Origin of the sequence: Rickettsia endosymbiont of Halotydeus destructor (assembly GCF_049278075.1) — a bacterium.
GTDB lineage: Bacteria > Pseudomonadota > Alphaproteobacteria > Rickettsiales > Rickettsiaceae > Rickettsia.
Genome location: NZ_JAPNPB010000002.1, coordinates 26,172 through 39,352 on the forward strand (window position 1 = coordinate 26,172; position 13,181 = coordinate 39,352).

Sequence of the window (13,181 nt, forward strand, 5' to 3'; positions counted from 1 at the left end):
TAGCGATGAAATATATTAACTTATCAATACCGGAAGTCATATTACTAGAACCAACAACTTATAAAGATTCTAGAGGTTACTTCTTTGAAAGTTTTAATCAACAGAATTTTGAAAAAATTGTCGGCTATAAAGTTAATTTTGTCCAGGATAATCACTCATGTTCAAATATAGATGTACTCCGAGGATTGCATTATCAATTGCCTCCTAAAGCTCAAGCAAAGTTAGTAAGAGTTAGTAAAGGCAAGATTTTTGATGTAGCCGTTGATATTAGAAAAGACTCGCCAACATTTGGTAAATGGGTAGGAGAATATTTATCTGCAGAAAATAAAAAGCAATTGTGGATTCCTGAAGGATTCGCTCATGGTTTTTTAGCGTTGTCCGAAGAAATAGAAGTGCTATATAAAACAACAAATTATTATGCTCCAGAGTTAGAGCGATGTCTTTTATGGTCTGATGACATTATCGGGATTAAATGGCCTTCGCCTATTAAAGAAAAGGAATTTATTATTTCTGAAAAAGACAAGTTAGGAATAAATTTTGATAATATTCGCGTATATTAGGTCTTTAGTCTTATGTTATTTACTTCTCCTTTATTTATATTTATTTTTCTTCCTTTAGTAGTATCTCTGCATTTTCTAATACCTAACCTAAAAGTAAGAAATTTTTTTTTAGTACTAGCAAGTATTTTATTTTACATTTGGGGGGAACTGCAATATAGCTGGATATTGATGTTGCTAATTACAAATGCCTTTTTAATAGCATTATTAATAGAAAGCAGAACAAAGCAAAAAGGTAAAAAATTTTTAGCAATAGGGTTATTAATTAATTTTTTATTTTTAATTTACTTTAAATATACCGATTTTATTATCAGCAATATTAATTCATCGTTGAAAATTTTAGGCATTACATATTCGTTAGCTCCATTACAAATTCCTTTGCCGCTGGGTATTTCTTTTTTTACCTTTCATTGTGCTTCTTATCTTATTGACGTATACAGGAAAGAAATAAAATATGAGAAAAATTTTATTGATTTTACCTTGTATAATGTTTTATTTCCTCATTTGATTGCGGGGCCTATTGTACGTTATAAGGAAATTTCTCACGAAATTAAAGCTAGAATTAATTCAATAAATAATATTTCTATAGGAAGTTATAGATTTATTATCGGTCTTAGTAAAAAAATGCTAATTGCCAATAGCTTAGGAAAAGTTGCCGATTATATTTTTGCTATGCCGCAAGCAGAATTAACATTTCAAGTATCTTGGGTTGGGATTATTTGTTATAGTTTACAGCTTTATTATGATTTTTCTGGATATTCTGATATGGCAATAGGTCTTGGGAGAATGTTTGGTTTTATCTTCCCAGAAAATTTTAACTATCCTTATCAAGCTTCAACCATACAAGATTTTTGGCAAAAGTGGCATATGTCCCTTAGTAGATGGTTTAGAGATTATCTTTATATACCTTTAGGAGGAAACAGACACGGTAAAATAAAAACTTATCGGAATTTATTTACAGTATTTATATTGTGTGGGTTGTGGCATGGTGCAAGTTTAAATTTTTTAATTTGGGGACTGATTCACGGGCTTTTTTTAGCTATAGAAAGAACCAACTTTTCCTACTATTTACAAATGCTTTGGTTACCCTTAAGGCATTTATATACTTTACTTATTATAATCATAGGTTGGGTGTTTTTTCGATCAGATACTTTATACCAAGCTTATTATTATCTTAAAGTTATGTTTGCTCTCGAACAATCTAAAATATCTTCATTTTATAATTTATCTTATTTTCTTGATAGGGAAATATTATTTATACTGGTTTTAAGTATAATAGGTTGCATTTATTGGAAAAACTTAAATATCTATACTCAGTGGCTGAAGTTAGAAGATAATTATATTATACAGAATTTAAGAATTCTTAAAGTAGCAAAGAGTCTTGTCTTAATAAGTTTTTCTTTGTTATTATTTAGTCTATCTATTATAGAAATTTTTTCTACAACCCATAACCCGTTTATTTATTTTAGGTTTTAAGGAATGAGCATAAAATTATCCAGGTTATATGTTACTTTACTAGCTACCATCTTGATTATCTCATGGCTTCTAAATTTCACTTTAATTAGAAGTCAAATAAACGAAAATAGAAATTTAGCATCATTACCTTCCTTAGGACTATTAATAAAATCTCCTCAAAAATTTACGAAAGAATATGAAAAATATTTTGAAGATAATTTCATTCTTCATTCTGTATGTATTAAAATAAATAATTGGTTAAAACGTCATATATTTAAAACTTCTTCAAAAAAAGTAGTTTTGCTTGGGAAAAATAATTGGTTGTTTTATAATGCTAAAAATGATGGAGAGCCTATCGCTGATTATTTGGGAACAAATTTATTTACCCTAGAAGAGTTAAATATCATTTCTAACAAATTAATAAGTTGGAATAATTGGATGCAAAAAAAAGGAATTATTTTTATTATAATGATTCCTCCTAATAAAGAAGAAGTATTTTCAGAATTTTTACCAAACTCCATTAATAAAAAAGCTAAAAATAGCTTAACTAGAGTACAGCAGCTAATAGATCATTTAGATAATAAGTTAAAAATTATCTACTCTATTAATAAGCTACAAAAAAGCAAATATTTAGGAAAGCTTTACTATTGCACTGATACACATTGGACTCCTTTAGGAGCATTTTTATATTATCAGGATTTATACCAAGAGCTGCATGAACATTTCTCATCAATCCCGTATTCTAATTTAGATGATTTTAGGGTTAAAATGAATAGTTTGGAGTTTATAGGAGATTTAGCCAATATGATAACTTTAGATGAAAAGGAATTTTATACTGAAATAATACATAACCCTGTTATTCCTTATTCTATTACTTCTTTACCAAACGAAAGCTTACCTTCTTCAACGATAGTTACTAAAACCGATAACCTTTCTTTACCTAAAGCAGTTATTTTTAGAGATTCTTTTTTTATTAATTTATTACCGTTTGTAGCGCCAAATTTTTCTAAATCCACATATATCTGGAATTATGAAATAGATTATAAACTGATAGAGCAAGAGCAACCCAACGTAGTAATTTTAGAAATTGTAGAAAGACATATAGGACTATTAAGAGATATACCTTCCGCTTTTATAGATTGAGTAACTTTATAATAAAAATATATGAAAGTTATAATAGAAAGAGATTTTTTTGTGTTTTTACTAGCAGTAGGAATATTTGTAATTATACTTACTACAACGTGGATTCTGTCACGCCTTATTCCCATTTTAAGCAGTGAAGCACACCCTGAAAGCAAATGGTTAGATGGTCTACGCGGTATTGCCGCAATGTTAGTAGCTTTAACTCATGTACAAGTACATATTATCAAACAGGAATATACATTATTTCATTTTACCGGTGCACTGGGAGTTCAATTATTCTTTTGTATAACAGGGATGTTATTTGCTCATAAAATCATTTACGCTAAAGTAATAGATTGGACTTTATTTTATAAAAAACGTTTACTGCGAATTGTCCCAGCGTATTTTTGTGCTTGTATCGTAGCTCTTATGCTTACTTTATGGAGTACATGGCCTGTGAAACAATCTTTGTTGGGAATTTTACCTGAATTACCTAAACTTCTATCATTTGGTCTACTTCCTCTTCCTATTATAAACGGCTTTAATCTAGCTAATTGTACTTGGAGTGAATTGGACGTTAGCTATAGAATGGCGATTTTATGTGTTATTACCGATATTATTTATTTTTATACAAACTTGGCGTTCATTTACTTGGGTTGTTATAATTGTATTCGCACTTTGTGACATACTTTTAATACGTCACTCTGCGTGGGTGTTTTTTATATCCGGAGCAATCTGCGTTCCATTAATGTATCAACAATTTAGCAAAATATCATGCATAATTGGTTATATAGTAATTATATTGACATTTATAACTGGAGTTTTTATGAAATATTATGGTATTGGAGATTATGGGCCGGAGAGATGGTTGTTAGTAACAATATTATTTGCCGCCATTGTGATTACTAAACCGAAAATATTAACTACCAAAACAATTGTATCAATGGGCTGCATAAGCTATAGCTTTTACTTGCTTCATGCGATGGTAATATTTGCTGTATTTTGGACGGTCTCAAAATTATATATTCTAGATATCACTATGCTTTCCAAGTTTTCTTTTTCAATGCTTAACTGTATAGCATTTATTTTAGCAACGTTCTTATCAACAATTAGCTATCTCTATATAGAACGCCCCTTCATGCACTTAAAATAAAAAGTGCATATTCATTACATTTTTTTGCTTAAAGGTTAGTCAGGATAAAAAATTTATAGTATAATTTAAAAAGTTACTGTATTTTTATCAACGTATAAACGATATTTTTCTATCAATCATTATATATGTATAAATAATAATTATGATTCCTGTAACAAAGCCTTATCTTCCTCCTATAGATCAGTATATTGGTTATGTAAAAAAAATTTGGCAAAATGAGCAGTTAACTAACGCAGGCCCTTTTGTTCTTGAGCTTGAATCTAAGCTTAAAAATTTTTTTAAAACTGATTATTGTTTCTTTCTTTCAAACGGCACTATTGCTCTTCAGATAGCGATAAAAGCTTTAAATCTTACTGGCGAGATTATTACCACACCTTTTTCATATGTAGCGACTACTTCTTCCATAGCATGGGAAGGATGTAAACCAATTTTCGTAGATATTGAATCAGATAGCTTGACTATAGATCCCAAAAAAATAGAAGCAGCTATAACAGCTAAAACTACGGCCATAATAGCAACGCATGTTTATGGTAATCCTTGTGATGTAGAAAATATAGAAAAGATTGCTTGTAGTTATGGAATAAAAGTTATTTATGATGCTGCACATTGTTTTGGAGTAGAATATAAAAATATTCCTTTAGTAAATTATGGAGATATTTCTACCTTAAGCTTTCATGCGACTAAGTTATTTCAAACTATAGAAGGAGGAGCTATTATCACCTCTGATAAGGATATTGCGCATAAATCTTCTTATTTGAGAAATTTTGGTCATAATGGAGCGGAAGATTTTTTTGGGATTGGAATCAATGGTAAAAATTCAGAATTGCACGCAGCAATGGGATTATGTAATTTGCCGGTAATTTTTGACTTGATAGCGAAAAGAAAAGAACTTTCTGAATTATATGATAGTTTATTATTAATTAATAAAGAGATTATTAAACCCTTAATAAGAGAAGGAACAACTTATAATTATGCCTATTATCCTATAATTTTACCATCTCAAAAAAATTTATTAGAAGTAACAAAAATATTAAATAATAATAACATTTTCGCACGTCGATATTTCTATCCTTCTTTATCTACGCTCAATTATGTTGAGCCAAGTCATGTGCCAATATCATTAGATATTTCTGAACGTATATTATGCTTACCTTTGTATAATAGTTTGACTATAAATGAGGTTGAGGTGATATCAAGGCTAGTATTAAGTGTTTTATAAAAGTAAAAATACAATTTTAACTAAAATAAAGAATAATGATGCATCTTAAATTAAGTATATTGCTTGTATCTTATAATAACGAAAAGTATATAAGAGAAGCTATTGATAGTATTTTAATGCAACAACTAGCTGTTGCATATGAGATTGTAGTAGCAGATGATTGCTCTACGGATAATACAAGAAAAATTATTGAAGAATATCAACTTCAAAATGATAATATTATAGTGCTTAATTCTTCTAAAAATTTAGGAATTACTAAAAATTATCAACGTGCTTTTCGAGCATGTAAGGGTGAATATATAGCTGTTCTAGAGGGAGATGATTATTGGACTTCTCCTTTTAAGCTTTTAAAGCAAATGGAGTTTTTAGATAATCATCAAGAATGTAGTTTCTGTTACAATAGATTCATTAGGCGTGATCAATTTACCGGGCGTTTCTCTTTATCAGATGATATGAGTCATAAAAAAGAAATTTTAGTTACGGCAGATTTAATTTCTCATAATTTTATAGGTAACTTTTCTACTTGTATGTATAGGAAAAAAATAATAGAACAAATACCCGACTCTCTCTTTGAAATGGAAGTATATGATTGGATGTTCAATATAGTCAATTCTCAATATGGTCTAATAGGCTATCTAAAAGAACCTATGTCTATCTATAGAATTCACAAGGATGGAGTATGGTCTCAGAAAACTCAAGAAAAAAGAAATTTAGATTTGCTAACCATTATTCCTACTTACAATAAATTTTTAAACTATAAATTTGACAATGAATTTAATACTCTAAAAATTCATTATAGTAAGACAAAATCCATATCTTCCATATATAATTATTTACGTATTAACGGTTGGAATTTATGTATGCCTAGATTAGGATGGATAATTATTGATTTAATGTGCCCTCCTATTATTTATCGTTTATGGTATAAATACTTTAGAAAATAGGTGTCATGAAAGAAAATAATCCTTTAATTAGTGTCGTAATGGCTTCATATAATCATGGATTATATGTAAAAGAAGCGATATATAGCGTTCTTAATCAGACTTTTCAGGATTTTGAAATAATTATTACGGATGATGGCTCTACTGATAATACCGTTGCAGTGATCCAAAATATTCAAAATAAAAAAATAAAGTTTTTTATATTTGAACATAATCAAGGTGCTTGTGCGGCTATCAATAATTCTATCTCAATGGCAAAGGGTGAATACATAGCAGTTATTAATTCTGATGATGTATGGGTAAAAGATAAATTACAAAAGCAAATTAGTTTTCTGTTAGATAATAGAAAAATAGATGCGGTATTTAGCTCTGCATTATTTCTTGATGAAAATATGAAGCCATTTAAAGCAGAAGAAAAGCCTTTTTTTAGTGATATTTTTCAACAAAATAATAGATCCTCGGGTCAGTGGTTAAAAAGGTTTTTTTTTGAAGGAAATTGTTTATGTCATCCAAGCATACTTATTAAAAAAAAATGCTACGATGTATTAGGCCTTTATGATAATAGATACCGACAACTTCCTGATTTAGATATGTGGATTAAATTTTGTAAAAAATTTCAATTACATGTTTTGCCTGAGCAATTAGTTAAATTCCGAATTCTTAAAAATAATAAAAATACTAGTAGTCCAAGTTTAGAGAATCAAATTAGAGGAAGGACTGAAGCGCATTTAATTATGAGATCTTTTTTTGATGAAATGCCTATTGCAGTTTTTAAGGAAGGGTTTAAAGATTTTTTATACAATAAAGATTTTGTGGGTTCTGAAGAGTACGAAATCGAAAAAGCTTTTCTTTATCTTCGAATGGGATGCTATAATATTTTTGCTATTGAAAAATTGTATAATTGGCTAAAAGATACTGACATACGTTATATTTTAATAACAAAATATAATTTTGATGATAAAAAATTTTGGGAAATCGCCTCTTTAAATGGTTCGTTTAATCAGGAGGTTTCAGGTAGAGCTTTATTAAAGTCATTGTTTAATAAAATAGTACATACTTCAAAAAAGCAAGTATTAATGAGTGGAATAAAATATATAAAATTATTGCTAATTAATAGAAAATAATAAAATGCCTTTAAAAACTTTCGAGTATACCAAAATAATAGGTAAAGAAAATATAGAATTTGGGCATGACGTTATCATTGATGATTTTGTATTCATATACGCACAAAAAAAGATGAAAATTGGTAATTTTGTTCATATTGCTAGCTTTTGTTCAATCAATGGTGGAGACCATTTTGAGATACAGGATTTTACAGCTATTTCTAGCGGTAGTAGAATCGTAACTAAAACTGATGATTTCAAAAACTGGGGATTTGGCAATTCAACTATTCCAGAAAAATACAGAAATATTTATCAAGCCCCGATAATTATAGAAAAATTCAGTATAATTGGTAGTAATTGCGTTATTTTACCGGGAGTTACAATTGGAGAAGGAGTGGCTGTAGGAGCGGGATCAATAGTTAGCAAAAATTTAGAACCGTGGGGAGTATATTTAGGCAACAAGCGAGTACGAGAAAGAGATAAAGCAGGCGTGATGGCTACATATGATAAATTTCTAAACGGTTACTAATAAATTATTGTTACATGTGAGTACTGTCATTATGAGGAGAAGCAGCATCCCGACCGTGGCACACTACAAAAATCATTGCGAGCGATTGCAAAAAGCGTGGCAATCTAAGAAAAAAGAGCTTGATTGCTTCGCTTCGCTCGCAATGACGGCAAGAGTCTTAGATTGCCGCGTTGATTCTTCGAATATCCTTACAATGACGGAAAAATCGAGTCATGCAATAATGCCTATTGTGATCAAGAAATATTCCGGAAAGTTTTCATATTAATAAATCGTTTGTATTTCCTAATATACCTGGTTCATTATAATCATGAATTTCTTCTTGTTGAAATATCGTTGTTACCTGCTCAAGCTCTTTTAAATCCATAGCACGTTCATTAGCAACAGGATAATTTCCAGTTTTATTACGAGTAATAATTTCTTCAACAAATGGCTTACTTAAAAGCATATCTAAATTATCTATATTAGCTAATTTTAAAGCTACTACTATTTTTTCTACATATTCTGATAGATCCCATAAAAGTAATTCTTCTGATTTAGAAATTCTATTTTTTCCTATATTTGGGATTAATTCTTTAAATTCATCAGCTTGTTTATTTAAAAAATCTGTAACTTCAGAAGCTTTAATTTGTACACTATCTAATTGACTTAAGAATTCTGGCGCTAATGTTTTAGGTAAATAAGCATTTGCTCCGGTATTAGGATTCTTTGTATGTTCTAATTCAAGTGCATCTTTGGCAGCTAAATAACCGATTAATGAATCTTGAGAATTTTTAAAGGCTTCATATCCTTGCATAAACGATTTATATTGCTTAACTAGGCTAGAATTTTGTACATATTTTTGTTTAAAAATTTGACTTTTTTCATCCTCGATCCCTAATGTATTAACAGCTTTGACAACTTGAGTAGCAAGAGTTGTGGAAATAAAATCTGTAGTAGGTGTTTCACCCTTATTAATTTTTCTACCGTTAATTCCCTCCATCATACACAGCATTAGAATTTCTTGAGGATTTAACTGATCTGCTGAATTTAATGTGCGAAGCTCTAGTAATATTCTAAAAAAAATATTATTTGGCCATCCGCCCTCAGGAGGAGCTATTAAGTGAGAGTTATGAATATTAAGCGCCCAATCATGAAAATGTTTTATTTCTTTCATATTTTCATTATTAGCATTTCCTGCTACATAAGCTTGTAAAGAAGTTAGAATTTTTTGTTGAGCTTCGGCAGGAGAATTATTTTTACACAATTTTTCTATTGTGTTCTTAAAAGACACAGGAGTGCGGTCATCAAAATACATCTCGGTATTATCATTCGCAAATCTTTCAAATAGTTCTATCATATCGTTAGTTCCATTTTAAATTGTTTTATATGCTTATTTATATAAAAAATAATTATATTGTCTACTAATTATTTAACTGTTAATTAAGAAATTATGGTAATAAGAAAAATTTAGGAGTGAATGTAAAATCCAAAGTGCCAAAACAAAAAAGTTTTAAAGATAATGATATCGGAGCAGAAAGAAGCACAAACTACATATTATCATGGCTATGGTACTAAACAAGATATAAATAAAGTAAAATTATATAGCCGTAGGAAATAACTTAGAAAGCGCGATATGTAAAAAATATATGAAAGGTGGAAATGATGAAATATTCGATATAGCAGGATTTTTACAATCAAAGCCCATTTACTTAAAAGGCATCTTAGATAAAGCAATTAAATATCTGATGCTTGTCGGCTCAACGTACAATAATCATCCTAATAATGAAATATTGACGTCACAGATAATATCCGAGGCTCTAGATATTTTTGTAGCAGCTGACTTTTCGCATACTCTTAATGATCCTTTAAATATAGAACATTACGGAAAAACTAACTTAGCGGGAGATGTTGCTAAATATCATCATTGCGATATATTATAATCTTTTTTGCTCTGCCATTTCCTCAATACTAAGGCGTTTTATTAACACCTATCCTAAAAACTTCAAAAAATTTAAATAAATAAAGTGATAATGAAGCGTTTAAGCCACATTTCATCTTTTTATCGCAAAAGGCGAAAATTCTTCTTGACTTTCAACGGAAAAAATATAGTTTTTTAGCATTTAATTAAATTGTTAAGAAGATGTTAGGCTATGAGAAAGAGCAAAGGAACTTAAATAAAGAACAAAAAAAAGCCGTTGGTATACTTTCCATAGGTACTTTTCTTGAATATTTTGATTTAATGCTTTATATACACATGGCAGTATTTTTAAATGAGATTTTTTTTCCAAAGCCAGATGGTATTCACAATAATACATTTTTTTCTTCCTTAGCCTTTTGTAGTGCATTTGTTTTTAGGCCATTTGGAGCGATTTTATTTGGATGGCTAGGTGATACCTTAGGAAGAAAATCTACAGTTATTATTACAACATTTATGATGTCTATATCTTGTTTCGTTATGGCTGTTTTTCCCACTTATGCAACAATGGGAGTTATGTCTGCGTGGGTGATAACAATATGTCGTATTGTTCAAGGAATGTCATCTATGGGGGAAATAATAGGAGCGGGTCTGTATATAACAGAAGTTACCAAGCCGTCTATACAATTTCCAAGTGTTGCAGCAACTTCAGCTTGTGCTGGGTTAGGTGGTTGCGCATCTTTATTTGTTGCTACTCTTGTTACTTCTTACGGCACTAATTGGAGATATGCTTTTTTATTTGGAGCTACAATAGCATTAGTAGGGGGGTTTGCTAGAAATGCTTTACGTGAGACTGTAGAATTTGCTGATGCAAAGAGACGGATTAAAAAACAGTACCAAGAAGCTAATATAGATGAAAAAACTCTAAAAGATAATTTTGTTTATAATATAAAAGTAAATAAAATAAGTGCTTTGGCTTTAATGCTTATGGAATGTGCATGGCCTGTATGTTTTTATTTTGCCTTTATACATTGTGGAAATATTTTAAAAATTTCTTTTAATTTTAGTGCTGAGCAAATTATACGTAATAACCTTTCTGTTTCTGTTGTACAAGTTTTAGGAATGATAATAACTGCTTATTTGAGTTATTATATATATCCTTTACGCATTCTAAAATTTAGGATGGTTCTATTCCTTCCGTTTGTTCTTTTTTGTCCTTATTTACTAGACAATGTAACTAATTCAACTCAAATATTTTTAATACAATTATTTGTAGTATTTTTTGGCACCTCTACTCCTCCTGCTTTTCCTATTTTAGTTAAGCATTTTCCTGTTTTTAAGCGTTTTACTTACAGCGCATTAATGTATGCTTCATCAAGAGCAATAATGTACGTTATTAGTTCGTTTGGTATTAATTGGTTAATAATGCATTTCAATAATTATGGATTATTAATTATTATGGTACCCGCGAGTATAGGGTTTATATTTGGTATGTACCATTTTGAAAAATTGGAAAAAGAGGCAGGGAACTTTCCTCCCACGCTATTAAATTCTTCTCTATCAAAAATGGCTTGATCGGTAAGTACTTATAACATAATTCAGTTAATTTTTTCTCTATTTGAGTTATACCTAAATATATGGTAAAAGGTATAAAACTTTTTATAGTTTCTTCTGTAATCTTCTTAATCTTTTCAGGGGATTTAGCTCCCAAGGTTTGCATGTTATGGACTCGATCAAACATTTTTATAAGTATTGTTTCGTGTCTTCTTTGCTTGACTAATAAATTTAAACTTTCTTCAGCACTAATTTTGCCATAGGGTTTAACACGGGTTAAGCCTTCTACATGTGTTGCGGTAGTTCTATCAAAAATAATGGCAATCTCTTCTTCCGTGAGCGGTGTGTCTTCTATCGTATCGTGTAGTAAAGCAGCATTTATCATGCTAGGTATAAAAAGTTTAGGTACGTCAGTTGCTGTAAACTCAGCTAGCATATATGCCACTTCTAGCGTTATGGTTCTTTTCTTCATAAGAGAGCTATAACGTTTATAATTCTTTATAACTTGGTAATATTTTAGCCTTGGCGTATATTTTTAAAATACTTGCAGGGCAAGGCTTATCTACCACAAAAGTAAAATCTACGTCCTGCTTAATTTGCTCTTTTAAAATAAAATTCACCCACCCTGATTTGTAAGGGGTGGTAAGTAGGTTTAGAGCGTTATTAACTCCTAAATATTCCCCTAAATGCTTTTTTCCGCTACCGAATCTAACTAAATCGTCACTATCAACAAATCTGCTATTAAGATGCTGCGTATGTCTCTCGCCGTTCTCAAGTGCCTCTTCTATATAACCGCCTTTCGTATTAAATACTTTTATACCGATTTCTACATTACTCTTATAGCTATGTTCAATTTCATCAGGGAAAATAAACGGAAATGTCTGCAATATTGAGCTATAATTAAAACCGAGTGATAAAAACCTTACCGGCTGCTTTAGCTTTATTACTACTTTGTCGATAATTTTTAGCTCGTGCATTTCTTCATCACCGAGTATCGCCACCATATTATTTTTATAAATATCAAGCAGCCAATTAGCCGATATCTGATTAAAGGACGGCAAACAGTGACGGGCAAGATGTGCGAGATCATGTACGCTAAAATCAGGAAACATCTTTTTAAATAACGGAAAGTATTTTTTCGATAAGAGTAGATATTTCTCAAGTTTAAGGTTATTGCCATCTTCCAGGATCTCCTTAAGTAATAGTCTTGAGTCATTAGGCATAATAAGCGCAGCATACTCTATTATACTATTATGAAATATTCTTAAGTTTTCTCCAATATTTTGCATTAAATCAAAAACTTTTACGCTTAGCTGATCCTCATCATGGCTGGTAATTTCAGGTTCAATATCGCTCTCGTCGCTTGAGCTGTCAGCTATATAATGTTGCTCTATAATTTGCTTAACGTATTTTCTAAATTCTTTGGTTAGTAAAAATTCTTTTAATTCAGTGCTTAAGTTTTTTTCTAATAAATAGTTAGTTAATAAATCAGTAATTTCTTTTTGTCTTTTACTAGTCGATACACTAATTATTTTACTAGCTTCGTATTTCTGCTCTAATTTTCTGATTAAATTAAGGACTGCGGCTTTAACTTTATTTTTTAGCTGTAGCTCGTTAGTAGTTTGATTTAAATTTGATATTTCTTTTAACACCA

14 protein-coding genes are annotated in these 13,181 nt (G+C 29.9%); 11 read left to right on the forward strand and 3 right to left on the reverse strand.

Annotated elements, in window-relative coordinates; translation table 11 throughout:
* Nucleotides 1–5 precede the first annotated feature (5 nt).
* The 9 genes from rfbC to OTR29_RS02555 all read left to right on the forward strand — a co-directional run bounded on the left by rfbC (nt 6) and on the right by OTR29_RS02555 (nt 8,079).
* Nucleotides 6–560 (forward strand): dTDP-4-dehydrorhamnose 3,5-epimerase, encoded by a 555-nt coding sequence (gene rfbC, locus OTR29_RS02515; protein WP_422229096.1) that lies wholly within the window; start codon nt 6–8, stop codon nt 558–560.
* Between the two features lie 12 nt (nt 561–572).
* Nucleotides 573–2,033, forward strand: coding sequence for an MBOAT family O-acyltransferase (locus tag OTR29_RS02520; protein ID WP_422229097.1), 1,461 nt, complete (start codon nt 573–575; stop codon nt 2,031–2,033).
* A gap of 3 nt (nt 2,034–2,036) precedes the next feature.
* Nucleotides 2,037–3,155 (forward strand): alginate O-acetyltransferase AlgX-related protein, encoded by a 1,119-nt coding sequence (locus tag OTR29_RS02525; protein WP_422229098.1) that lies wholly within the window; start codon nt 2,037–2,039, stop codon nt 3,153–3,155.
* Nucleotides 3,156–3,176: 21 nt separating this feature from the next.
* Nucleotides 3,177–3,818 carry an acyltransferase family protein gene (locus OTR29_RS02530; RefSeq protein WP_422229099.1) on the forward strand — a complete coding sequence of 214 codons (642 nt, stop codon included), beginning with the start codon at nt 3,177–3,179 and terminating at the stop codon, nt 3,816–3,818.
* A gap of 142 nt (nt 3,819–3,960) precedes the next feature.
* Entirely contained in the window at nt 3,961–4,287 is a 327-nt protein-coding gene (locus OTR29_RS02535; protein WP_422229100.1) for a hypothetical protein, read from the forward strand.
* A gap of 142 nt (nt 4,288–4,429) precedes the next feature.
* Nucleotides 4,430–5,506, forward strand: coding sequence for a DegT/DnrJ/EryC1/StrS family aminotransferase (locus tag OTR29_RS02540; protein ID WP_422229101.1), 1,077 nt, complete (start codon nt 4,430–4,432; stop codon nt 5,504–5,506).
* A 35-nt stretch (nt 5,507–5,541) separates the two neighbouring features.
* Nucleotides 5,542–6,450 (forward strand): glycosyltransferase family 2 protein, encoded by a 909-nt coding sequence (locus OTR29_RS02545; RefSeq protein ID WP_422229102.1) that lies wholly within the window; start codon nt 5,542–5,544, stop codon nt 6,448–6,450.
* 5 nt (nt 6,451–6,455) lie between these two features.
* Nucleotides 6,456–7,571, forward strand: coding sequence for a glycosyltransferase (locus OTR29_RS02550; RefSeq protein ID WP_422229103.1), 1,116 nt, complete (start codon nt 6,456–6,458; stop codon nt 7,569–7,571).
* A 4-nt stretch (nt 7,572–7,575) separates the two neighbouring features.
* The gene (locus tag OTR29_RS02555) at nt 7,576–8,079 is read left to right on the forward strand and encodes an acyltransferase (protein WP_422229104.1); all 504 of its coding nucleotides are present in this window, start codon (nt 7,576–7,578) and stop codon (nt 8,077–8,079) included.
* A 256-nt stretch (nt 8,080–8,335) separates the two neighbouring features.
* Here OTR29_RS02555 and OTR29_RS02560 read toward each other — a convergent pair whose 3' ends face one another.
* Nucleotides 8,336–9,415, reverse strand: a complete 1,080-nt coding sequence (locus OTR29_RS02560) for a hypothetical protein (RefSeq protein ID WP_422229105.1) — start codon at nt 9,413–9,415, stop codon at nt 8,336–8,338.
* A 289-nt stretch (nt 9,416–9,704) separates the two neighbouring features.
* Here OTR29_RS02560 and OTR29_RS02565 point away from each other — a divergent pair, with 289 nt between their 5' ends.
* A complete protein-coding gene (locus tag OTR29_RS02565) occupies nt 9,705–9,998 on the forward strand; it encodes a hypothetical protein (RefSeq protein ID WP_422229106.1) in 294 nt (97 codons plus the stop codon).
* A 200-nt stretch (nt 9,999–10,198) separates the two neighbouring features.
* Nucleotides 10,199–11,548: an MFS transporter gene (locus tag OTR29_RS02570; RefSeq protein WP_422229107.1), complete on the forward strand. Its 1,350-nt coding sequence runs from the start codon at nt 10,199–10,201 to the stop codon at nt 11,546–11,548.
* Here OTR29_RS02570 and OTR29_RS02575 read toward each other — a convergent pair.
* Entirely contained in the window at nt 11,454–11,999 is a 546-nt protein-coding gene (locus OTR29_RS02575; RefSeq protein WP_422229108.1) for an HD domain-containing protein, read from the reverse strand. The two genes, OTR29_RS02570 and OTR29_RS02575, sit on opposite strands and share 95 nt — an antisense overlap.
* Before the next feature lie 16 nt (nt 12,000–12,015).
* Complete coding sequence (locus OTR29_RS02580; protein WP_422229109.1) at nt 12,016–13,179, reverse strand: hypothetical protein; 1,164 nt, start codon at nt 13,177–13,179, stop codon at nt 12,016–12,018.
* Nucleotides 13,180–13,181 lie beyond the last annotated feature (2 nt).